Below are 22945 nucleotides of genomic sequence, written 5' to 3'. Positions count from 1 at the left end.
TGAACTACCGACCACCCTGCGGGGGCAACCCTCACGGCAACAGAAAATCGAAACTGGCGAACATCGGAGACAACCATGTATTCAAGGAGAGAAATCATGAAAACCACCCTCGCAGCCGGCGCCGTTGCCGTTTTTGCGCCTGCCGGCCTCGGCAACGCGGCCGGATCAAAGCTGGCCTGGAAGCACTTCCCCGCCGGTCAGAATGGCTTCTTTCGCGCTCCGGTGCTGCTGACCGGCCCCAGCGAAGCGTTGCTGATCGATGGCGGGTTCAGCTATCCCGACGGCCGTGCGCTGGCGGAGGCCATCAAGGCCACCGGCAAGACGCTGACCGCGATTTATGTCAGCCAGTCCGATCCGGACTATTACTTCAGCCTGAAGCCGGTCCTCGAAGCCTTTCCCGCCACAAAAGTGCTGGCCGCTTCCGATACGATTGCAGCGATCAAGGGCAATATCGAGAAAAAGCTTGCCGTTTGGGGGCCGCAGCTCAAGGAGAACGGCCCGCAGACCCTTGCAGACATCGTCATGCCGGAAGCGTTCGACGCTCCAAGCCTCACAGTTGACGGCGAACCAGTCGAGATTGTCGCGGCCGAAGCAGGGTTAAGCAATCGCCGGTACCTGTTCGTGCCATCGCTGAACGCCGTTTTCGGGGGCGTCATGATTTTCTCCGGCGTCCACGTGTGGACGGCCGACACCCAGGCTCCGGAGCAGCGTGCCGCTTGGGTGGCCACCCTCGACAAGATCAGCGCCCGCAAGCCGACGATTGTCGTTCCCGGCCACATGACGCCGGAAGCGGCAACCGATCTGTCCGCCGTCGAGCACACGAAGAGTTATCTGCTCGCTTTCGAGGAAGAACTCGCCAAGGCCGCCGATTCCACCGCGCTGAAGGCCGCCATGGAAGCCCGCTTCCCCGGTCTCGGCATGGGCGTTGCGCTCGACATCGGCTCCAAGGTTGCCAAGGGAGAAATGAAGTGGGGCTGAACGGCCGATCTTCAAACTGATCCGAAGGGCCCGGGAGGGCCCTTCATCTCTGGGAAGGCCGCAAAAGTGGTGATGCAGTCGTCAGGTCCGCATCACATCAAGGCGCTCGAGCCTTTGACAAACTTTGCCAAAATCGGTTATGTTGCCTTCAAATGGAGGGTATCAATGGCCACGATGAACGTATCTCTTCCAGGCCCGATGAAGGATTGGGTGGAGGCCCAGGCCAGGACCGGGCGATATTCGAATGCTAGCGACTACGTGCGCGACCTGATCCGACGCGACCAGACGCGAAACGACAAGATCGCCGCCATGCAAAGCTTCGTCGAGGCCGGGCTCCAAAGTGGTGTCGGCATCCGATCAAAGGATGAACTCTTTGCTGAGGCAATGGCTCGTGCCAACAAGTCATGAGTTTTAAGCTTTCTGCCGAAGCGGAAGATGACATTATTGCGATCGCCGAGCAAAGTGTCCGTATGTTCGGGGCGGGCCAGGCAAAGCGATACCACGATGAACTTTTCGCATTATTTGATCTGATAGCTGTCAATCCACGCATCGCGCGCGAACGGGATGAGATTGATCCGCCCGTTAGAATTCATCCCTTCAAAGCGCATCTAATCGTTTATCGGATCGAAGATGATGAGACAATTTTTGTAATACGAATTCGCCACGCTCATGAAGATTGGGCAAGTGACTCAATTTAGCGCACCTCGGATGGAGCTGTGGATTTGGTAATGCGACCCGATTGGGCGTTCGGCAAGAAGAAGACCTGACCATCAGACCACGCCCTTCTTAAGGATGAAGTTCCCATAGGGGCGCGATTCAGCCGTCTGGATGACTGCAAACGATCGCATGGCGATGGGATAGTATGCAAACCTCTCGACAGGTTGGCTCGCTATCGAACGCCCCWCTGCCTCACTGCAAACCGCGAGGACGTCTTTGTGTACCTCCAGCAACTCGCCTGGCGCGTCAACGGCCTCCATGTGCATCAGAGGCGTTTCAATGAACGTGTCCAAGGGCATCAGCTGAAGGATCCCGCGGACTGCAGTCGGTGCATCGACACCCTCTAAGATGAGAAGCTTTCCGCTCGTGGTTTGGGTCGCCACACGAAAACCGGAGAAGTTTCGATCCACGATTGCCAGTTCGTCGCCGTGACCCATGGAGGCCATGACCCATAACACGTCGGCCGTAATAAACGGCGGCATACCCTTCAGCATGGCATCTCCCTCCCAAGAGATTTCACCGACAAGAACGATGAACGATTAGCAGAAAAAAACGATTGCGCAAACGTTTCGATGGCGCTAGCGTGACCAAATAGCGGATCCTGGGAGAGCCTCTGGAGGTTGGAATTCCGCTTGGGAGGATAGTTTGAAAAACTCTTTTGTGGCGCTGCTGGCGAGAGCTGGAGTGCGCTCATGACGACTATTTCCGAGGTGGCAAAGGCGGCTGGAGTCTCAGTCTCCACGGTTTCGCACGTTCTCAATAAGACGCGCTACGTCTCACCCGAGAAGGTCAAGCTCGTCATCGAGTCCGTGGAGGCGATCGGATACATCCCCAATACAGTCGCTCGCTCGCTCAAACTGTCATCGACAGGCACTGTCGGCCTCGCGATTTCCGCGATTTCGAACCCTTACTTCAGTGACATCATCTGCGCGATTGAGGCCGAGTGTTCCAAACGAGGCTTGATCGCGTTCCTCTGTGACACGCAGGATGATCCGGTCCGGGAGCTGGAACTGATCCAGCATCTGCATCAGCGCCGCGTCGACGGGATTATACTTGCGCCTTCGGGCGATCCTAAAAAAGCGCTGGACTATCTCATCCGGTCCGACCTTCCCTGTGTGCTTGTTGACAGACTGTCGGACAACCGTTTCGACCAGGTCGGGACGGATAACGTCGCCGCAATACGAACGCTCGTCGATCATCTCGTCACGCTGCATCATCGACGGGTTGGGATCATTCTCGGTCAGCCCGGCTTTGCGACGACTGTGGAGCGCGCAAAGGCCTTCCGCGCAGCGATGACGGAGAAGGGAATAGAGGTAGAGGATAATTTAATCAGCGACGGCAATCGCAGCACCGCCGACGCCACGGCTTCGACGCACCGTTTGCTGGGGCTGAAGGAGCCGCCGACAGCGATTCTTGCTTCGAACAATCTGGCGATGATCGGGGCTATGAGGGCTATCCGGGAGCGGAAGCTGCGTGTGCCCGCGGACATTTCTGTACTTGGGATCGATGATTTCGAATGGGCAGATTATTTCGAACCGCGCCTGACGCTGATGGCCCAGCCTTGCGACGAGATTGGCAGGAAGGCGGCGGACTTGCTGATCGAGCGGATAGGCAACAAGCGCCGCCCCCGCGAGACCATTCGACTGTCGCCAGTTTTGCGGGTGCGGGAATCGTGTGGAGAAGCAGCATGAGCCAAGTCGTTCTTTCAGCGAAAGGTGTCGTCAAGCGCTTCGGCGGCGTTCAGGCGCTTCGTGGCGTGGATTTCGACCTACAGGTTGGCGAAATCCATGCGCTGCTTGGTGAAAATGGTGCAGGAAAATCGACGTTGATGAACCTGCTGTCCGGTGTGAATACGCCGGACGAGGGAGAGATCTTCATCGACGGCAAACCGGCGCGATTTCATAGCCCGCGTGATGCACAAGCAGCCGGGATCGCAACGATCTTCCAGGAGCTGGACCTCGTTCCGAGCCTGACAGTGGCTGCCAATCTCTTCCTCGGGCGCGAACTTGTCCATCGGCATGGCATGCTCGATGGCAAGGCGATGCTGCAAGAGGCGCGTAAAAGACTAGAAGCGATCGACCGATCTATCGATCCCGCCCAGTTCGTCAGTGAGCTTTCGATCGGCCAGCGCCAGGTCGTCGCCATCGTCAAGGCGCTTTCCTACGCATCGAGAGCTCTCATCATGGATGAGCCGACGGCTGCCTTGACCGTTGGCGAAGTGGATCGACTGTTCGACATCATGCGTGGCCTGGCATCGTCGGGCGTTGGCATCGTCTATATCTCGCACCGTCTTGAGGAAGTCCCGCAGATCGCTCATCGCGTGACGGTCATGCGCGACGGCAAGGTGGCAGGCGTCACCAAACCGGATGCGCCGCAGGCCGAACTGGTGCAGCTTCTTGTCGGACGTCCTTTGAACGAGCTTTATCCCCGCCGCGCACACAGTGTTGGTGACGTGCTCCTGCGGATGCGACAGGCTTCCTTCCGCCCATACCGCGCGTCGCCAGGGTGGCAGGCGCCAACTAAAGTCGATCTGGATGTTCGGCATGGCGAAATCGTCGGGCTCGCCGGCGTTATGGGGGCGGGTCGAACCGAGCTTTTGAGCGCTCTGTACGGAACAGGAGTGCCCGGCCAATGGCATGGGGACATTACGATTGGTGGCAGGCCGACCAGGCTTAAATCGATCGCGGCTGCTCGCAGGGCAGGACTGGCATTCGTAACCGATGACCGGCGTGGGGCCGGTCTCATGTTGCGTATGTCTGTAGGTCTCAATCTGGTGATGTCGATCATCCGCTGGATATCACCAAAGGGCTTGCTGTCGGCGCGACGCCAAGAGGATGCGATCAAGAGCTCTTTCGGCCAATTCGACATTCGTCCAAAGAATCCCGGCATCGCGGTCGGGGCTCTCTCCGGGGGAAATCAGCAGAAGGTCGTCCTCGCAAAGGAAGTGCTGGGCAATCCGCGCTTGTTGCTTCTCGACGAGCCGACACGTGGCGTCGACGTCGGCGCAAAGGGTGAAATCTACGCCCGCTTGCGCAAGCTGGCTTCAGAGGGATTGGGCATTCTTGTCGCTTCTAGCGAGATGCCCGAACTGATCGGCCTATGCGATCGCATCGTGGTTTTGCGCAACGGCAACAGCGTTGCTGAGTTTTCTGGCGGCGTCGACGAACACGAAGTCCTGGCGGCCGCCAACGGGAGGGAGGCCTGATGTCCGAACAGCAAATCGCATCCAATCCAGCGGTTCAGCCCGCCAAGCGGATTGATCCGCTCGCGGTGTTGGTCCGCTTCCAGAGCTTGATCGGCCTTATACTCGTTTTCGCCGGGGGCATCATTTTCTCCCCGCGTCGGCACGGAGTCATCCTGTTCATTCAACCCGACAACATCGCCAACATCGTCCGCGCGGTGTCCGAAACTGGCATCATCGCGATCGGAATGACCTTCGTGATCATCACCGCCGGGATTGATCTCTCGGTTGGGGCGACACTTGGCCTTGCGAGCGTCGTAACAGCAACATTGATGGTCTCAGGCGGTTTTGGGCTGGTCACGACGGTGCTGGCAGTGCTGCTGATGGGCACTTGTTTCGGGTTGGTCCAGGGAGCGATCTCAAGCAAGTTTCGACTTGAAGCGTTTATCGTCACTCTTGCCGGTTTACAGGCCGCCCGTGGGCTTGCACTCGTTGTGTCGGACAATCAGTACATCAATATTTCCTATGGTGATGGTCCTGGGCTCGCTCCGCCCATCTTTGCCATTCTGGGCGGCCGGCTATTCGGTAACGTCGTTCCCGTTGCCACGATCGTTTTCTTGATCTTTGCCTGCATCGCCACACTGGTGCTGAACACGACGAGGTTCGGCCGTTACGTCTATGCCGTCGGCGGCAACGAGCGCGCCGCCCGTATCTCGGGTGTTCCGGTCTCGGCAATCAAGATCGCCGTTTACGCCATTACCGGATTTGCATCCGCGCTTGCTGGCATCGTCCATGCCGGGCAATTCAATTTTGGCAGTGCCAATGATGGGACCGGATATGAATTGACGGCCATCGCGGCTGTCGTCATCGGCGGAACCAGCCTGTTTGGCGGGTCGGGTTCAATGGTCGGAACAATCGCCGGTACGATCATGCTCGGCGCTTTGGCCAATATATTGCAGCTGAACAACATCACGCCAGCCATGCAGTTGCTTGCGACAGCGGCAATTATCGTTCTGGCGGCAGTCCTTCAATCCCTCGTTCGTCGCCGCGAAGGATTGGGCAGGTAGTGTGGCGGCATCACCCGGAGGGTGGATCCGGGATCAATGTGGAGGAGAAAGTAATGACACAGAATGCACTTCGACTGTCGCATGCCGGGCGCATGGCACTCCTGGCGGGCTCATGCCTTGCTATTGCCAGCGTGGCTCACGCTGCCGATCCGCTCGTGAAGGCTTGCGCCAAGGATGGCGAGTTCGTCATCGGCTTCTCGCAGGCCAACAATGCGGAGCCCTATCGCCAGCACGTCAACGATGAACTGGAGGCCGCCGCCAAGGCAGTCCCGCAGTTCACGCTGCAGATCGCTGACGGCGCGGGCAACGTCAACACTCAGACATCGCAGGTCGACAATTTCATCACCCAAAAGGTTGATCTTCTGTTGATCTCGCCTTTCGAGGCGGCTCCGCTTACGCCCGCCGTCAAGCGGGCAATGGACGCGGGTATCCCGGTCGTCGAACTTGACCGCAAGACGAACGGTGAGGCTGGCAAGGACTACACAGCCTTCATCGGAGGAGATAACTACAAGATCGCGTTGGCCGCCGGCGAATATACGAGCAAGACGCTTCTGCCGGAGGGCGGCGAGGCGGCCGTGCTGCAGGGCCTGCCGAGTTCCACACCGGCCGTCGAACGGCTGAATGGCTTCAAGGATGGCGTGAAATCCAACTCCAAGATCCAGATCGTGGCAGAACAAGCGGCAGACTGGTTGCCGGATAAAGCGCAGACCGCGTTCGCCGCGATGCTGCAGGCTCATCCCGATATCAAGATGGTCTATGCCAGCAACGACATGATGGCGGCGGGTGCACTCCTTGCTGCGAAAGGTGCCGGTAAGAGCGTGAAGATCATCGGCACGGATGGCTTGCCAGGTCCGGCAGGCGGGATCGAGGCCGTCGCAAAGGGCGACTGGTCCGCGACCTTCACATATCCGACAGGAGCCAAGGAAGCGATCGACATGGCTAAGTCGATATTGCTGGACTGCGCATCGTCGGTGCCGGCGACAGTAACGGTCGATACCACCGCCATTACGCCCGACAACGCGAAGCAGATGATGGGTAAGTAAAGCTCCAGACTCAACCCGGCCGGTCGCGTCCGTCCAGCCGGGTTGAATCATATCGATTGGGCTGGCGTGCTCGAACTCTTTCGTCGAGCGCATTCCTAAATAGCAGGAGACCCGCTTCAAGGCGCTATCGTGCTCGCGGCTGTATCGTTCAAGAGTTTTTGACCTCTTCTGTTACAATGCCGGCGGCGTCAGGCGCAAATCTGGCATTGAAAATCAGAGTTTTCCTACCTCTTTCGCATAGTCGATAGCCGCATCGCGGCAATCTCTGTCGTGCCCTGTGCAAGGCCAAGCCGCTGCTCGGCATCACCGACTCCGAGCGCTGGCCATCTTGAAATGACTTGCTGAGCTTTTATCCCACGGGAGAGCTTTCCGAGGAAACAGGCTTGTGCTGTTCCCTCCCAATGCACAGGTCGATAATGGACGAAGCCGGCGCATGATAAAACGCCATGCCCTACAGTTGACGCGAAACGCTTTTTGACGATACGGCAAACGACAGCGGCGAATGCCGGATCGTCGATCGATGGGCGGAAGAACTTCGGAATATGGATTTGAAACGGGCGATGGATTTCTTCTTGGCTTTGATTGCGTCGGTGATCCTGCTTGTGCCAATCCTTATCGTCGCTCTTTGTGTTCGCCTTACCTCGCCGGGACCGATCCTTTATTGGTCAAAACGTGTCGGCCGTTTCAATCAGATCTTCCTGATGCCGAAGTTTCGCAGCATGCGCGTCAATACACCGACGGTTGCCACGCATCTGCTCGAAAATCCGGATCGGTTTCTGACACCCATCGGCTCGTTTCTGCGCAAATCCAGCCTCGACGAACTGCCACAACTCTGGTGCATTCTTGCGGGGAAGATGAGTTTCGTCGGCCCGCGGCCGGCACTTTACAATCAATATGATCTGATAGAGTTGCGGACGGCCCATGGTGTCGACAAGCTCCTGCCCGGACTAACGGGATGGGCGCAGATCAATGGCCGGGACGAATTGCCGATTCCGGAGAAGGTAAAATTCGATGTCGAATATCTCGAACGTCGCTCGTTCGGCTTCGATATAAGCATCCTCTTTATGACTGCCGAAAAGGTCATCCGCCGTAAGGGAATAAGGCATTAAGCTACCTACTTCTGATAGATCAGCGGTGCGGGAGACTGTGATTTCCGATTATTTCAGTTGCGCTCGTTGGAGAAAATGACAAGAAGGTGGTTGTCTGATTGATCCGCGAGACGCTGGTAAGCAATGCCCGAAAATACCCCCACTGAGACGCCGCGCTCAGGATGGTTCTTAATGCCTATGCAAGCGCTCGTCGCCCCTCTGCTGGCGATGCCGCGGGTTGCCAAACGCGCTCTGGCCTTGCTGCTGGATTCTAGCTTTTGYGTTCTGACGATCTGGCTGGCCTATTGTTTCCGTCTGAACGAATGGACGGTGCTGACCGGCATCCAGTGGTTGCCGGTCTTCGTTTCGCTCTGTATGGCACTTCCCATCTTCATCGTCATGGGCATGTACCGGGCGATCTTCCGTTATGCCAATATGGCTGCTTTCATTACTGTTCTAAAGGCGATCGCCATCTACGGCGTCGCCTTCATGACGATCTTTACCGCCCTCAGCGTCCCCGGTGTCCCGAGAACCGTTGGCATCCTCCAGCCCTTCCTGCTGTTGATTGCCATCGGCCTGTCGAGGTTGAGCATCCGCTACTGGCTCGGGGATGCCTACCAGCGCATCCTTCACAACAATATGCTCGCCAAGGTGCTGATCTATGGGGCAGGGACGGCCKGGCGGCAATTGGCCGGTGCCTTGATCAACAGTGCCGAACTCAATGTCGTCGGCTATCTGGATGATGACCCGCGTCTCAAGGGCGGCATCATGGGTGGTTTGCCGATCTACGACCCCTCGGATCTTCCGGTGCTTGCGGGAGCCCTTGGCGTGCACAATGTGCTTCTTGCTCTTCCGTCTGCATCGCGGCAGCGTCGCAACGAAATCCTGGAACATATCCGTAAAGCCAGGGTCAATGTTCGCACGTTGCCGGATCTCACGGCCCTGGCTCAGGGACGCATCGCCGTCTCCGACATTCGTGAGCTGGAGATTGAAGATCTGCTGGGGAGGGAAGCGGTCGCGCCGCGGCAGGAGTTGCTCGACACGGCGATGCGCAACAAGGTGGTGATGGTCACCGGTGCTGGTGGGTCGATCGGCGGCGAATTATGCCGCCAGATTCTGCGCAACGAGCCTTCCAGCCTGATCCTCCTCGATCAGAACGAGTTTGCGCTTTATAATATCCATGCCGAATTGCGGAAGCTGGCCGAACTGTACAGACACGAAAATCTGCAGATCGTCCCAATCCTCTGTTCCGTCCGCGACCAGGATCGCATGGAACATATCATGCAGAGCTGGCGACCTCAGACGCTCTATCATGCCGCCGCTTACAAGCATGTGCCCCTTGTCGAACACAATGCCGTGGAAGGCATCAAGAACAATGTCATGGGTACGCTGATCACGGCACGCGCAGCGAACAAATGCGGCGTTTCGAATTTCGTGCTGATCAGCACAGACAAGGCCGTGCGGCCGACAAATGTGATGGGCGCCAGCAAGAGGTTGGCGGAGATGGTTCTGCAGGCGCTCGCAGCAGAATCGGCGACCGACAGAACGCGAACGAATTTTTCCATGGTCCGCTTCGGAAACGTCCTCGGCTCCTCCGGATCCGTCGTGCCGCTTTTCCGGCAGCAGATCAAGGACGGCGGCCCCGTTACGCTGACACATCCTGACATAACCCGCTATTTCATGACCATTTCGGAAGCCTCGCAGCTTGTCATCCAGGCCGGCGCGATGGCCGACGGCGGCGATGTTTTCCTGCTCGATATGGGGGAGCCCGTTCGCATTGCAGATCTCGCCCGCAAGATGGTCGAGCTTTCCGGGTTGACCGTCCGCGATGAGAACAATTCCGAAGGCGATATCGAGCTTTCCGTTACCGGTCTTAGGCCCGGCGAGAAGCTCTACGAAGAGCTGTTGATCGGGGATAATCCTGAAACAACCGAACATCCTCGGATTATGAAGGCGCGCGAGGATTTCTTGTCCTGGCCTGAGCTGTCGAAAAGGCTGAACTCGCTCAACGCGGCATTGGACCGGAACGACATGATCGCTGCACGCGCGACGTTGGCGGAGCTTGTTTCCGGCTATTCGTCAACCGGTGAGGTCTCGGATCTGGCTTTCACCGGCGCCGAGCCAATACGTCTGCCTCAGACAATTCAAAGCACGATGTAGGGTCTGCAGGCTCAAGGGGTGCCGGACGTCAGCTCCGAACGACGGGCGCAAAGCACGTGCTGCCGCGATCCACACAAATTAGGGCGACGAGATAGGCGAAGATCGGATCCAAAGCCTTCTGATTGAACATAATGCCAAAGCTGCCCGTTATGACGTAGCTGCTGACAAGCAGAAGAGCGAGCGCAATCGCTAAATCCCGGCCCGGTCCCGCTTCTTTTCTCCACGCGCCTACCACGGGCGTCAGCAACATCAGCGAAAGCGCTGCAATGCCGAAAACGCCGGCGTCGATTCCCGCGGTGAGGAAACCGTTGTGGACATGCGAGTAGGGCAGCTGCGGCCGTATGTTTTCGGGCAGCTCAGCCAAAACCGAAGCCATCCGGTTTTGCGGGCCATAACCCGTCAACGGGTCCTTGCTGATTGCCGATAGTGCGCCTTTGTACAAGGCGAACCGCGCACCGATCGACGTGATCTCGCCGTCACTGCGTTCGAGCGATGTCAGATTCTCCTGAAGCGCCTCGATGCGATGGAGAACCTGGCCGCTGCCCAGGGCGATAAGTCCCGCCAACAGCAAGGAGCTGGTAATAACAAGGCTTCGCAAACTCAGATGGAAGCTGTGTTTGCGAAAATACCAGAGAAAGATGACGACATGGACGGGAATGACCAGCCAGGCCGAGCGCGTTCCCGATAGCAGAACACAGCCTAGRCCGGCGGCATATCCCAATATCGCAATTCTTTGCTCCACGCTTCTGGGAGATTGAACGTTGAGAAGCGCGATGCCGCCGAAAAGAACGCCAATGACGCCCAGGAGTGCAGCGTTCGAAGTCCCGGCCTCTGCCCTCTCCATCAGAAACATGATCTGCAGGAGACTGAAAAGAAAGGTGACGATCATGCCGATGCCTGCGCCGAGGATAAAGAGCGGCACGAGACGGCCATCGGGAGATTGGCGCATCCGCGGCAATATCAGCCAGACCGAAAAGAAAGGCAGGAGCCGGAATATCCAGTCCAGTTCTTCGGAGTAAGGCGGGTTGATGAAGATGCTCGCGATCATCACCAGCGGGTAGATCGACATGCCAATGGCAACCAGCCGGTCGGATCTTGACAGGTTCAAGGCGAGGCTGCCCGTGGCCAGACAGTAGGCGCCCCATACCATCGAGGCCAGCAGGATGAAGGAGTTAAAGTTCGGCGAAAGCCCTGGAAGGATTGCAAAGGCAAAGACCGCAATGCGGTTGTTTCGGTCGAGCGCGCTTCCGGCCTCATTCCCGGGATAAAGCACCGCCATCTTGAGTTGTCTGAAATAATTCACTTTGCCGGTCCTGACCGTGGCCATACCTGCCTCGCTAAGGATCGTGATCACGGCTGTCAAGCGGTGATGAGGATGCAATCTGTGGCTTTATTCGACGTGGTATTCCAGCAACAGGCRTCCAGACGGGCATAGTTCTATACTATGATGGGCGGCAAATGAATGCGAGGGCAAGGTCTGCCTCAACAGAAAACACGTCTGAGGTGCGGGCTTGATTGCTCGTCCAGCAGCCGACGGGCATGCCGCGGAGCGAGATGGCGGCCACATCGGGGTCGGCAGATCTACAGCGCTGCGCGTCTTTTTAGACGCGCAAGGGATGCTGTCGCTCTTTGAAGTGCGGCATGATTTTGTGGTTAAGTGGCTGCCGCTATCGCCAATAGGGGCGTGTCGAACCTTCCGCCGCTGATCGACCGAGGAGATAACCGAGCCCGAATGCCAGAATGCCGGTGCCGAGCAACAGCGCGCTTGCAGTGTGCGGATGCTCTCTAACGCCGGTGGTGACTGCATAAGCCTCACGCTTGATCTCTTTGGCCGCAGACTTCGCGACTTTGGTCAATCCCTCCGGTTGTTCGACGGGCGTTCCGGTGAATCCGGCGTTCAAGTTCTGTTTGTCGACCATGTCCGGGACCTTTCTGTAGTTGGCGCGCGATCTGAGATTGGCGCGAGGCGGAAAGTTCAATCCTGCTCGCGTGTGCCGGGGGAGGCTTCGCGTTGATCGGCGTCCTCGAGATCCGTCTTGACGAGGAATGCATCGGTATGTTCGCGCGAGGCCTCTCGCAGTGCTGCGAGGTTTGGAGGATTGTCGGCTTCACCCTGCTGGGCATCGAGTTCATGCTCGGCGAGAGTCCAGTGATGCCCGTGCTTGCCTTCCGGTCTCCCTTCCTTCTCCCACAGGGAATATGCCCTTTTTCGGATCTCCTCCTCGCGGGCGGCTGCTGGCGACCCACCGCTCTGCCTGTCGCTTTGGTTTGCGGTTCGCCGAGCCATTTTCCGTCCGCCTGCGTCCGCGGCGGGCAGAGCTTCCGGCCGGCCGCCGTCAGCCTTCCCTTCGCTTGTCTTGCGTCGTGCTGGGTTTTTCATGAGCATCTCCTTGGGGATCTCAACCAACTCGGCCGATCTAAGTTCCAAACAAAGAGTGCCTCGGCGCAAGATCGGGCTTCCGATTCCGCGAGGCCTCTGCCGTTCACCCGCGCTTTTACACCGCAATGCCACTCCATGCTTTCGACCGTCCGAGCGTGCGGCCCGCGGGCCGATATGTTCAATTCGCGAAGCGCCGAACCCCCAGCGGCATGTCTTGGCAGGGTGATAAAATTGATATACTAGTATGCCAGAAGTTTTAACATCTCGGTATGTCATGCGCCAGGCATCAGAAACTGAAGTTTTGGTAGCCCCGACGTCGCAGGAGGTCGGGGGCAGGCTGCGCCGCATCACCACGGCCGGCGCCATCTACGATCACCTCTATGCCGACATCGTGTCGCTGCGGATGCCACCCGGCATGCTGCTGCAGGAAAAGCGGATCGCCGATGAATTCGGTGTCAGCCGCACGCCGGTGCGCGAGGCGCTGCTTAGGCTTTCCGAAGGCGGACTGGTCGATATCTACCCGCAGTCGGGCACCGTCGTGTCGCGGGTGCCGGTCCAGGCGATCCCTGAGGCGGTCGTCGTGCGCAAGGCGCTCGAAGGTACGACTGTCGAGACTGCGGCTCTGACCGCCACCGCCGACGATATCGCCCGTCTCGACGCCATCATTGCCCGCCAGCAAGCCCATGCCGCGACCGGCAATGCCTCTAGCTTCCACGAGGAGGACGAGGCCTTCCACGAGGCGATCGCGCAGATATCAGGTTATCCCGGCATCTGGACAATTCTGAAAACGGTCAAGGTGCAGATCGACCGGGCACGGCGGCTGACGTTGCCGGTGCTCGGGCGCATGGATAACGTCGTGCACGAACACATCATTATCCGCGATGCGCTCGCCGCTCACGATGCGCAGGCTGCACGCAGCGCGATGATCCATCACTTAAGCGCCGTCATTCCCGATGTCGACGAACTGCGCGCGCGTTACCCCGATTATTTCTGCTGACGGCAGGCCAACACGAAACGAAAGACTTAGGGAAGGAAGAAAATGCGACAGGGTTGGAGATGGTTCGGACCAGAAGCGCCGGTGACGCTGGATGATGTCCGCCAAACGGGCGCGACGAATATCGTCTCTTCGCTGCATCAGGTGCCGATTGGCAGGGCCTGGACGGAGAAGGAAGTGCGCGAGCGCCAGTCCCTGATCGAGACGACGCCTGGCGACCGCTCGCCGCTCACCTGGTCGGTCGTGGAAAGCATCCCGATCCCCGATGCCGTCAAGCGCAAGGGCGGGGAGGCGAAGGCCGAAATCGAGGCGTGGATCGCCAGTCTCGAAGCGGTCGCCGCCTGCGGCATTCCGATCGTCTGCTATAATTTCATGCCTGTCGTGGACTGGACCCGCACCGACCTCGATTACGTGACGCCGACGGGCGCCACCGCCATGCGCTTCGATCACGAGCGCTTTGCAGCCTTCGATCTCTTCATCCTGGAGCGGCCGGATGCGGCACAGCACTATTCACAGGAGGACCGCGAGCGGGCACGTGTCGTCTTCGAGGCGATGTCGGACGAGGAGATCGCCGACATCACCCGCATCATCACCTCTGCTCTGCCGGGGTCGACTACGGAACCTCTGACCATTCCGGCCTTCCGGGAAAAGCTGGTCGCCTATAGCGGTATCGATGCCGCAAGATTGCGTCGGCACCTGATTGAATTCCTGGAGGCTGTGACGCCGGCTGCCGAAGCGCGCGGTGTCAAGCTGACACTGCATCCCGATGATCCGCCGCGCTCGCTGTTCGGCCTGCCGCGCATCGCCTCGACGGCCGATGATTATGCCGCGCTCTTCGATGCCGTGCCATCGGCGGCGAACGGCATGTGTTATTGCACGGGCAGCCTCGGCGTGCGCGCCGAGAACGACCTGCCGGCGATCGCCCGGCGCTTCGCCTCGCGCATCCACTTCACCCATCTGCGCGCCACGACGCGCGAGGGCGACGGCCGGACGTTTCATGAAAGCGCGCATCTGGAAGGTGACGTCGACATGGTCGCGGTGCTTCAGGAACTGGTGGCGGAAGACCGCCGGCGCAGTCCCGAAAACACCATCGTCTTCCGCTCGGATCATGGCCATCGCATGCTCGACGATCTCGATAAAGTCGTCACACCAGGCTACCCGGCCATCGGCCGCATGCGCGGCCTTGCCGAACTGCGCGGCATTCTGCATGCGCTAGGGGCGCCGCCGACCTGAGGGTGTCCTCGAACGGCATCGTGTGACCTTGGCGAATTGGGCTGCTGCGGGGCAAGCTTCTTCACGCGCCGGCTCGCTCGTAAGAAAAACCAACGCGCTCTGAAGCCCGAGCGATGCTTCAGAGCGCGCAACCTTTCAGGAAAAGATCGGCGCACATCTTCGCCCGCGCCTGGATCGCCTCGATCTTCGGCGGCGGCTCCTGGCGCAGGATCGCCGCGCGCTGCGGCTCCATGGCCATCATGCCGCGCAGCATGCCGCAGGCCAAATGCGGATCGTCGAGTGCAATGAGGCCGCGGTCGACCTGCAGGCGCAGCCAGTTTTCCATCAGCGCATTGGTGCGCAGGATCGCCTGTTCGTAGAAGGACGTAGCGATCTCCGGAAAACGGTCCGACTCGGCGATGACGAGCCGCATGATGGTGACCGTATCTTCTGAAAGTGTCAGCATGCCATAGGCCATCAGCATGCGCTCCAGCCCTTGTCTCAGATCGGCGGCGGCAAGCATCGGGGGATCGAGCGCCAGCAGGAAGCGGCTGATACGCTCGGAGACCACGCTCGCGAAGAGATCGGCCTTTGTCGGGAACAGCCGGTAGAGGGTCTTTGTGGAAACACCAGCCTCCTGGGCGATCGTGGCGATGCTTGCCGCCGCGTAGCCGTTCTCGTGAAACTGAGTATCCGCTGCTTCGACGATCAGGCTCCTGGTGTCGTCGTCACAGCGTATCTGCGGCCTTCCGCGCGGCCTTCTCTCAATTTGTTGATTTTGGACCATGATGATTTTCCAAATTCCCATTGACATCCATTTTATAGTGCATATTTTGGAAAACATCAAGTTTCCTAAATAGGATTTCACTTGAATTCAGAGGCCGCAGCCCAAGAGACGGCGACCCGTCATCCGGAGAGAGACAATGACCATCAAGAAGCTGCATGCCTTGAACAACAATACCGCCGTCGAAACCACCGCCGAAGCCGCTCCCGCAAGCCTCGACGCCGGCAAGCCGCCGCGCATCACTGAGGCCGCCGCCCCCGTTGCCGAAGAAAAGCCCGCCCGCAGGCGCGGCGGCCGCTCCCTGCTTCTCGGCGCCACCGCACTCGCGCTGATCGCCGCGGGTGCCTATTACGGCCATGATTACTGGACGGTCAGCCGCTTCCATATCTCGACCGACGATGCCTATGTGAAGGCCGACAGCAGCACCATCGCTCCGAAGGTTTCCGGCTATCTCGCCGAAGTCCTCGTGGTGGACAACGAGACCGTGAAGGCCGGCCAGCCGCTCGCCCGCATCGACGACCGCGACTTCAGAACGGCCCTTGATCAGGCCAAAGCCGACGTCGCCGCAGCCGAGGCCACCGTCAACGCAAAGCAGGCTTCGCTCGATATCCAGCAGTCGACTATTACTGCAGCCCGCGCGACCGTCGATGTTGACCGCGCCAACGAGACCTTTGCCGAGCAGAACAACAAGCGTTATTCGAACCTTGCCACCAGCGGCTATGCCCCGGTCCAGACGGCGCAACAGGCCGCCTCGCAGATCGCTGCCGCCCAGGCCACCATTATCCGCGACACCGCCTCACTCGACGCCGCCGTCAAGCAGGTCGACCTGTTGAATGCCGAGCTTGCCCAGGCAAAGGCAGCACTTGCGAATAGCCAGGCCGTTCAGCATCAGGCCGAGCTCAACCTTTCCTATGCGACGATATCAGCTCCTGTTGACGGCACCGTCGGCAACCGGACGCTGCGCGTCGGCCAATATGTCCAGGCCGGCACCCAGCTGATGTCGGTCGTGCCGACGACGGCTGCCTATGTCATCRCCAACTACAAGGAAACCCAGCTCACCGACGTCAAGGCCGGCCAGCCTGTCGATATCGAGGTCGATATGTTCCCGGGCCGCACCTATCACGGCCATGTCGATAGCCTCGCGCCGGCAAGCGGCCAGGAATTCGCCCTGCTGCCGCCCGACAACGCCACCGGCAATTTCACCAAGGTCGTCCAGCGCATTCCAGTGAAGATCGTGCTCGACGGCGACGCCGCCGAAAACGGCGACCTGCGCCCCGGCATGTCGGTCCAGCCTAGCATCGACACCAAGAACGACCGCAGCTAGGCCGGGGGACGAGGAGTTCGTGTCATGTCCACCATCGCAGCAACAACAATCGCCCTCCCGCAGCCGAAAACCGGCGCCAGCACCAGGGAATGGATCGCCGTTCTCGCCGGCATGATCGGCGCCTTCATGGCGATCCTCAATATCCAGATCACCAATGCCTCCCTGCTCGACATCGAGGGCGGCATCGGGACGGGTGTCGACAACGGCGCCTGGATCTCGACCTCCTACCTGATCGGCGAGATCGTCGTCATTCCGCTGACGGCCTATTTCAGCAGCGTCTTCTCGTTCCGCCGCTATATCCTCGTCAATTCCGTGCTCTTCCCGCTGTTTTCGATTGGTTGTGCCTTCGCCCATGATCTCGGCACGATGATCGTGCTGCGCGGCCTGCAGGGTTTTGCAGGCGGCGTGTTGATCCCCATGGCCTTCACCATGGTGCTGACCAAGCTGCCGAAACACCAGCAGCCGCTCGGCCTTGCGGCCTTCGCGCTCTCGGTCACCTTCGCACCGGCGATCGGTCCGACCATCGGCGGTTATCTTACCGAAAATTACGGCTGGCAGACGATCTTCTTCATCAACGCCATCCCGAGCGCCATCATGGCGGTCGCCCTTGCCCTGACGCTCGACAAGCAGCCGATGCAGCTCGGCCTGCTGAGGGAAGGTGACTGGGCGGGCATCATCAGCATGGCGATCGGCCTCTCGGCGTTGCAGACGGTGCTCGAAGAAGGCAACAAGGAGGACTGGTTCTCCTCACCCTTCATCGTCAAGCTCAGCATCCTCGCCTTCGTCTTCCTCGTCGCCTTCATCTGGATCGAGCTGACGGTGGAAAAGCCGCTGGTCAAGCTGCGCCTGCTGAAGCAGCGCAACTTCGGCATCGGCGTTGCCGTCAACGTGCTGGTCGGCGTCGCCCTCTTCGGCACCGTCTATATCCTGCCGCAATATCTTGGCCAGGTGCAGCGCTACAATGCCGAGCAGATCGGCAACGTGCTGGCCTGGACCGGCCTGCCGCAGCTGCTTCTGATCCCGCTCGTCCCGATGATGATGAAGCGCTTCGATGCACGTTACATCGGCTTCCTCGGCATCTCGATCTTCGCGATCAGCTGCTTCATGAACATTACGCTGTCGGCCGATACCGCAGGCGACCAGTTCTGGATTCCGAACATTGTTCGCGCCATCGGCCAAGCCCTGGTGCTGACGCCGATCACCGCCATCACCACCGCCGGCATCGCCCCTTCGGATGCTGCCGCCGCCTCGGGCCTGACCAACATGCTGCGCAATCTCGGCGGCGCCGTCGGCACGGCAACACTCGGCACGGTGCTGACCAAACGCGAGCAGTTCCACTCGAACATCATCGGCCAGTCGGTGACGCTCGGCCGTGACGAAGTTCGCACCCGTCTCGACCAATTGACCGGCTACTTCCTGCAGCATGGTGTTTCCGACCATGCCGTCGCAGCCCAGAAAGCGGTCGTGGCGCTTGGCCAGGTCGTCAAACGCCAGGCCCTCATCCTCGGCTTTGCCGATACTTTCGCCGTCATCGGCGTGGTTCTTGCCATTGCAGCCGTCGCCCTGCTGCTCACCCAAAAACCGCGGGCCGGCGGTGGCGCCGGCGCTCACTGAAACTAGCGCTCACCGGACTTCCCGGCGAGCGCCTTCTGCTGTCTTTTATTGCGGGATTTCGACCGTGAAGGAAAAGCTCGCCACGGCGCCCGGCGCCAGGATCGTGGTCGATGGCCTCTTCGATAGCTCGCTGGAGCCCCCGGCTTCCGCGGCCGTTCCATGCCAAGGCTCGATGCAGAGGAAGGGCGCTCCCGGCTTGGTCCACAGCGCAAGGTTGGGCAGGTTTTCGAAATGGAAGTGCATGGTGGGCCCGCCTTCGGCGCCGTAACTCAAGCCTTCGCCCGCACCACGCGGGAAGATCATCGCATCCTGCTCGAACATCGAATGATCGAGCACCAGCCGGCCGGCATCGAATGGCGAGGGTAGGGGCGCGGGATTGATGAGACCACCTCCCAGCCGCACCAGTGCCGGCTCGCCTTCATTGTCGAGCATGACGATATGGTCGCGGCCGGCAGCACCGGGCAATGGCCATGCGAAGGCCGAATGGAAGCCGAGGCCGAACGGCATCGGCTTCGGGTCCCGATTGATGACCTCCGCCGTKACCGTCAACGCGCGGCCCTCGACCGCATGCACGACGGCCAGCTGAAATTCGAACGGATAGACCGCTCGCGTCGCATCCGAGGCGACCAATTCGAACCGGCACATCGTCTCGGAGGAGGCCGCAAGCGCGAATTCGCTGCGGCGGGCAAAACCATGCTGGGACATCGGATAGACCGTGCCGTCGATCGCGATCTTGTCATCAGGCGCCTTGCCGACGATCGGAAACAGGATCGGAGACCGCCCGGTCCAGAAGGCCGCGTCACCGGTCCATAACCACGAGCGTCCGTCGCTTGACCTGAGCGCCTGCATCTCGGCGCCGAGGGAGGAGACATCGACGGTGAGATCCTGATTCCCGATCCGGATGGAGATTGGCATCGCGTTTCCCTTTCGAATTGGTGCGGCACCAAGCCATACCGTTCCGCACGGGGGATTTCCACCCAATAGAGAGGCGGGACGGCAGCACAGCAGCCGCTGCCCTCGTCATTTCCTGATCGCGCCCAATCTCGCGATCACTTCGTTCGGGATGCCGTAGCGCTGGATGGCGTCGCGGTTGTTCCGCAAGCCGCAGATCTCGCGCTGGATGAAGAACGCCCAGACGGCGTCGGATGCGTCGTTGAGAAGCCTCTCGCGGTCTTCGCCGCTCTGGCGGTCGGCAGTCCAGGCCTTCAGGGCGGCAAGGGCAGTCTCCACCTTCAGCCCGTGACGTCCGAGCGAATCCGCGCGTTCCGACATCAACTCGTATTCGAGGACGTTGAAGCCGTTTCTATCCTGCTCGGATTGTCTGAAGGATTGCGGCGGACGAACGCTCATTGGCACAGGTCTCCGTTGGCGCGAGCCACAATATTAGCCAATCCGGCCCAAAATTAAAGAAGGTGACTATGATATCGTCCGAAAACCGCTCACAGTTTCAGCATCATGCTCCTGACATGGAGAGGGTGGGAAACAGGGCTATCCCCCGGTTTCCCCGCATGGCATAAGCGCGCTAAAATCTCCTTCTCCAGGCTCCCGCGCAAACCATGATCCGTATCGAAAATATCAGCAAGCAGCTCAGCCACCGCATCCTCTTCATCGAGGCGTCCGCAGCGCTCAACAGAGGCGAGAAGATCGGTCTCGTCGGCCCGAACGGCGCCGGCAAGACGACCGTCTTCCGGATGATCAACGGCGAGGAGCAGCCCGACGAGGGGCAGGTCTCCTGCGAGAAGGGCGTCACCATCGGCTATTTCAACCAGGATGTCGGCGAAATGGCCGGCCACAGCGCCGTCGCCGAGGTGATGAATGGCGCAGGTCCTGTCAGCATCGTTGCCGGCGAATTGCGCGAGCTCGAGGCGGCCATGGCCGATCCCGAACAGGCCGATAACATGGAGGAGATCATCGAGCGCTACGGCGAGGTGCAGGCGCGCTACGAGGAGCTGGACGGTTATGCGCTCGAGGGCCGCGCCCGCGAAGTGCTCGCGGGCCTGAGCTTCAGCCAGGAGATGATGGACGGCGATGTCGGCGCGCTGTCGGGCGGCTGGAAGATGCGCGTGGCGCTCGCCCGCATTCTCCTCATGCGCCCCGACGTCATGCTGCTTGACGAGCCGAGCAACCATCTGGATCTGGAAAGCCTGATCTGGCTGGAGGAATTTCTGAAAGGTTACGAGGGCGCGCTGCTGATGACCTCGCACGACCGCGAGTTCATGAACCGCATCGTCACCAAAATCATCGAAATCGACGGCGGCACGCTGACGGCCTATTCCGGCGACTACGAATTCTACGAGCAGCAGCGGGCGCAGAACGAGAAACAGCAGCAGGCCCAGTTCGAACGCCAGCAGGCGATGCTCGCCAAGGAAATCAAGTTCATCGAGCGGTTCAAGGCACGCGCCTCGCATGCCTCGCAGGTGCAGAGCCGCGTGAAGAAACTGGAGAAGATCGACCGGGTGGAGCCGCCCAAGCGCCGCCAGATCGTTTCCTTCGAGTTCCAGCCGGCGCCGCGCTCCGGCGAGGACGTGGTCAACCTGAAGAACGTCCACAAGAAATACGGCAGCCGCAGCATCTATGAGGGGCTCGACTTCGTCGTGCGGCGGCGGGAGCGCTGGTGCATCATGGGCATCAACGGCGCCGGCAAATCGACGCTGCTGAAGCTGGTGACGGGTTCCACCGCGCCAGACCAGGGCAGCGTTGCGCTCGGCGCCAGCGTCAAGATGGGCTATTTCGCCCAGCACGCCATGGATATTCTCGATGGCGAACGCACCGTCTTCCAGATGCTGGAAGACCAGTTTCCCCAGGCGGGGCAGGGGCCTTTGCGCGCGCTGGCCGGCTGCTTCGGCTTCTCCGGCGACGATGTCGAGAAGCGGTGCCGGGTCCTATCCGGCGGCGAGAAGGCGCGGCTGGTCATGGCGATCATGCTGTTCGACCCGCCGAACCTGCTCGTGCTCGACGAGCCGACGAACCATCTCGACCTCGACACCAAGGAAATGCTGATCAAGGCGCTGTCGCAATATGAGGGCACCATGCTCTTCGTCTCGCACGACCGGCATTTCCTGGCAGCACTCTCCAACCGGGTGCTGGAACTGACGCCCGAGGGTGTCCACCAATATGGCGGCGGCTACACGGAATATGTGGCTCGCACCGGCCACGAGGCGCCCGGCCTCAGGAGCTGACGGCTTTTTTTTGCGGCGGCATGTCGAAACCGTGAGGCTCGAAGCGACCAGCAGAGAGCCGGCCGGCGCTATCGACTGAATGGCCGGAGCAACGGAGGAAGAGATGTCCATGCTGTTAGACAGGATCGAGGTTATCACCCTGTTCGTCGATGATATCGACGAAGCCAAAGCCTTCTACCAGAAGGTCTTTGCACCTGCGTCCGTCTATGAGGACGCGGTGTCCTCGGTGCTGAAATTCTCAGGGACGATGGTCAACCTGCTCAGGGCGACGGAAGCGCCGCAACTGGTCGAGCCATCGGCGGTGGCGGCACCGGGTTCCGGCGCGCGCATCCTGCTGACGATCAGGGTCGATGACGTCGATGCGGTCTGTGCGGAGCTGCGCAAACTTGGCGTCACCCTGCTCAATGGTCCCATCGATCGTCCCTGGGGCCGCCGCACCGCGGCCTTCGCCGATCCGTCGGGCCATGTCTGGGAAATCGCGCAAGAACTGCATTAGGCTGTGGTCGCCAAGGACGAAAGTCGGCTCAATGGTGGATATTGCGACCGCCTTGCCACGATGATGACCAAATTCCGTGGTGTTCGGAACCCTCTTCATGCAATCGGGGACGGGCGCATCCGCATGGACTGGATCAATCGCTATATCGATCAGCCGCTACTGCACGGCGCGGCGGGCTTGCTGCGCAGCTGGCACATCCGCACGCGGCAGCCGCCGGAGCTGCTGGAGCCGACATGGAATCTCGTCGTGCTCTCCTTTCTGTTCTTTGCGAGCGGGCAGGTCATGTCGGGCAAGCCTTTCGCACTCAGCGTCGTCGCCCTGATCATGCTGGCGCTGCCTTCCGCGCGAAAACTGCTTTCGGCGGTAAAGGCACGAGGAAGCGCCTATGGCGCCCGGGAATACAAGTCGCTGAGAGCACGTGCCATCGCCAAACGCGAGGCGGAGTGGTCGGTGCGGATCATTGTTCTCTTCGCATCCGCCTGCCTTCCCTTCATCGCCCGTATCGACGATCCGGTGGGAGCCTATTTCTTGCTGGGCGCGAGTGTCTGGTTCGTGCTGACCGGACCGCTCAAGACCTATCTCGATGCCGCCGAGCCTCCCGAGCCGACTGAAGGCGACCGGATGTACAAAGGCGTGTTTCATTTCGGCTGAATAAGCTTATCCGAAGACCGGTGCACCGCCTCAAGGCGGGCAGGGAACCAAACCGGGCCGTCTCCGTTATCTCCGCA

The 22945-nt window shown here is 59.9% G+C and carries 23 protein-coding genes; 16 read left to right on the top strand and 7 right to left on the bottom strand.

The features are described 5' to 3' along the window. Positions 1-75 precede the first annotated feature (75 nt). The 3 genes from AC1ECN_RS13855 to AC1ECN_RS13845 all read left to right on the top strand — a co-directional run bounded on the left by AC1ECN_RS13855 (position 76) and on the right by AC1ECN_RS13845 (position 1676). A complete protein-coding gene (locus AC1ECN_RS13855; protein WP_477953232.1) occupies positions 76-978 on the top strand; it encodes an MBL fold metallo-hydrolase in 903 nt (300 codons plus the stop codon). A 165-nt stretch (positions 979-1143) separates the two neighbouring features. After that, complete coding sequence (locus AC1ECN_RS13850; protein ID WP_024320231.1) at positions 1144-1386, top strand: type II toxin-antitoxin system ParD family antitoxin; 243 nt, start codon at positions 1144-1146, stop codon at positions 1384-1386. Further along, positions 1383-1676, top strand: coding sequence for a type II toxin-antitoxin system RelE/ParE family toxin (locus tag AC1ECN_RS13845; protein WP_018070761.1), 294 nt, complete (start codon positions 1383-1385; stop codon positions 1674-1676). Before AC1ECN_RS13850 ends, AC1ECN_RS13845 begins: the two co-directional genes overlap by 4 nt. A 72-nt stretch (positions 1677-1748) precedes the next feature. Here the strand turns inward: AC1ECN_RS13845 and AC1ECN_RS13840 are convergent, their stop codons facing one another. Beyond that, complete coding sequence (locus tag AC1ECN_RS13840; protein WP_477953229.1) at positions 1749-2189, bottom strand: RbsD/FucU family protein; 441 nt, start codon at positions 2187-2189, stop codon at positions 1749-1751. Positions 2190-2387: 198 nt separating this feature from the next. Here AC1ECN_RS13840 and AC1ECN_RS13835 point away from each other — a divergent pair, with 198 nt between their 5' ends. The 6 genes from AC1ECN_RS13835 to AC1ECN_RS13810 all read left to right on the top strand — a co-directional run bounded on the left by AC1ECN_RS13835 (position 2388) and on the right by AC1ECN_RS13810 (position 10234). Then, entirely contained in the window at positions 2388-3386 is a 999-nt protein-coding gene (locus AC1ECN_RS13835) for a LacI family DNA-binding transcriptional regulator (RefSeq protein ID WP_130657751.1), read from the top strand. Next, positions 3383-4900, top strand: coding sequence for a sugar ABC transporter ATP-binding protein (locus tag AC1ECN_RS13830; protein WP_130662949.1), 1518 nt, complete (start codon positions 3383-3385; stop codon positions 4898-4900). The genes AC1ECN_RS13835 and AC1ECN_RS13830 overlap by 4 nt, the downstream gene beginning before the upstream one ends. Continuing rightward, a complete protein-coding gene (locus AC1ECN_RS13825; protein WP_018070765.1) occupies positions 4900-5943 on the top strand; it encodes an ABC transporter permease in 1044 nt (347 codons plus the stop codon). Before AC1ECN_RS13830 ends, AC1ECN_RS13825 begins: the two co-directional genes overlap by 1 nt. 53 nt (positions 5944-5996) lie before the next feature. Continuing rightward, positions 5997-6986 carry a substrate-binding domain-containing protein gene (locus tag AC1ECN_RS13820; RefSeq protein ID WP_130674380.1) on the top strand — a complete coding sequence of 330 codons (990 nt, stop codon included), beginning with the start codon at positions 5997-5999 and terminating at the stop codon, positions 6984-6986. Between the two features lie 542 nt (positions 6987-7528). Next, positions 7529-8095, top strand: a complete 567-nt coding sequence (locus AC1ECN_RS13815; RefSeq protein ID WP_130815087.1) for a sugar transferase — start codon at positions 7529-7531, stop codon at positions 8093-8095. Between the two features lie 123 nt (positions 8096-8218). Beyond that, positions 8219-10234 (top strand): polysaccharide biosynthesis protein, encoded by a 2016-nt coding sequence (locus AC1ECN_RS13810; RefSeq protein WP_477953227.1) that lies wholly within the window; start codon positions 8219-8221, stop codon positions 10232-10234. A gap of 28 nt (positions 10235-10262) precedes the next feature. Here the strand turns inward: AC1ECN_RS13810 and AC1ECN_RS13805 are convergent, their stop codons facing one another. From AC1ECN_RS13805 to AC1ECN_RS13795, 3 genes are all read right to left on the bottom strand, one after another. Further along, entirely contained in the window at positions 10263-11561 is a 1299-nt protein-coding gene (locus AC1ECN_RS13805; protein ID WP_018070769.1) for an O-antigen ligase family protein, read from the bottom strand. A 340-nt stretch (positions 11562-11901) separates the two neighbouring features. After that, complete coding sequence (locus tag AC1ECN_RS13800) at positions 11902-12153, bottom strand: hypothetical protein (RefSeq protein ID WP_018070770.1); 252 nt, start codon at positions 12151-12153, stop codon at positions 11902-11904. 56 nt (positions 12154-12209) lie between these two features. Then, positions 12210-12614 (bottom strand): DUF2934 domain-containing protein, encoded by a 405-nt coding sequence (locus AC1ECN_RS13795; RefSeq protein WP_477953224.1) that lies wholly within the window; start codon positions 12612-12614, stop codon positions 12210-12212. A gap of 274 nt (positions 12615-12888) precedes the next feature. Here AC1ECN_RS13795 and AC1ECN_RS13790 point away from each other — a divergent pair, with 274 nt between their 5' ends. Together AC1ECN_RS13790 and uxuA are read left to right on the top strand one after the other, a co-directional pair. After that, positions 12889-13611 (top strand): GntR family transcriptional regulator, encoded by a 723-nt coding sequence (locus AC1ECN_RS13790; protein WP_477953222.1) that lies wholly within the window; start codon positions 12889-12891, stop codon positions 13609-13611. A gap of 42 nt (positions 13612-13653) precedes the next feature. Then, positions 13654-14841: a mannonate dehydratase gene (gene uxuA, locus AC1ECN_RS13785; RefSeq protein ID WP_130690469.1), complete on the top strand. Its 1188-nt coding sequence runs from the start codon at positions 13654-13656 to the stop codon at positions 14839-14841. A gap of 118 nt (positions 14842-14959) precedes the next feature. Here uxuA and AC1ECN_RS13780 read toward each other — a convergent pair whose 3' ends face one another. Continuing rightward, positions 14960-15607: a TetR/AcrR family transcriptional regulator gene (locus AC1ECN_RS13780; RefSeq protein WP_477953220.1), complete on the bottom strand. Its 648-nt coding sequence runs from the start codon at positions 15605-15607 to the stop codon at positions 14960-14962. A 136-nt stretch (positions 15608-15743) separates the two neighbouring features. Here AC1ECN_RS13780 and AC1ECN_RS13775 point away from each other — a divergent pair, with 136 nt between their 5' ends. Then, positions 15744-16928: an HlyD family secretion protein gene (locus AC1ECN_RS13775; RefSeq protein ID WP_477953219.1), complete on the top strand. Its 1185-nt coding sequence runs from the start codon at positions 15744-15746 to the stop codon at positions 16926-16928. A 24-nt stretch (positions 16929-16952) separates the two neighbouring features. Next, positions 16953-18542, top strand: a complete 1590-nt coding sequence (locus AC1ECN_RS13770) for a DHA2 family efflux MFS transporter permease subunit (protein ID WP_130775632.1) — start codon at positions 16953-16955, stop codon at positions 18540-18542. A gap of 45 nt (positions 18543-18587) precedes the next feature. Here AC1ECN_RS13770 and AC1ECN_RS13765 read toward each other — a convergent pair whose 3' ends face one another. Continuing rightward, on the bottom strand, positions 18588-19457 hold the full coding sequence (locus AC1ECN_RS13765; protein ID WP_477953216.1) for an aldose 1-epimerase family protein: 870 nt from the start codon (positions 19455-19457) through the stop codon (positions 18588-18590). A gap of 105 nt (positions 19458-19562) precedes the next feature. After that, a complete protein-coding gene (locus AC1ECN_RS13760; RefSeq protein WP_029767499.1) occupies positions 19563-19892 on the bottom strand; it encodes a DUF6665 family protein in 330 nt (109 codons plus the stop codon). Between the two features lie 206 nt (positions 19893-20098). Here AC1ECN_RS13760 and AC1ECN_RS13755 point away from each other — a divergent pair, with 206 nt between their 5' ends. The 3 genes from AC1ECN_RS13755 (at position 20099) to AC1ECN_RS13745 (ending at position 22868) form a co-directional block, all read left to right on the top strand. Next, the gene (locus AC1ECN_RS13755; RefSeq protein ID WP_130689095.1) at positions 20099-21721 is read left to right on the top strand and encodes an ABC-F family ATP-binding cassette domain-containing protein; all 1623 of its coding nucleotides are present in this window, start codon (positions 20099-20101) and stop codon (positions 21719-21721) included. A 103-nt stretch (positions 21722-21824) separates the two neighbouring features. Continuing rightward, complete coding sequence (locus AC1ECN_RS13750) at positions 21825-22217, top strand: VOC family protein (RefSeq protein WP_018484069.1); 393 nt, start codon at positions 21825-21827, stop codon at positions 22215-22217. Positions 22218-22277: 60 nt separating this feature from the next. Continuing rightward, entirely contained in the window at positions 22278-22868 is a 591-nt protein-coding gene (locus AC1ECN_RS13745; RefSeq protein WP_020397458.1) for a hypothetical protein, read from the top strand. Positions 22869-22945 lie beyond the last annotated feature (77 nt).

It is taken from the genome of Rhizobium sp. 01N447_2, from assembly GCF_056399245.1.
The sequence above is the reverse complement of the archived record's forward strand: the minus strand, read 5'-3'. Positions and strand labels throughout refer to the sequence as shown.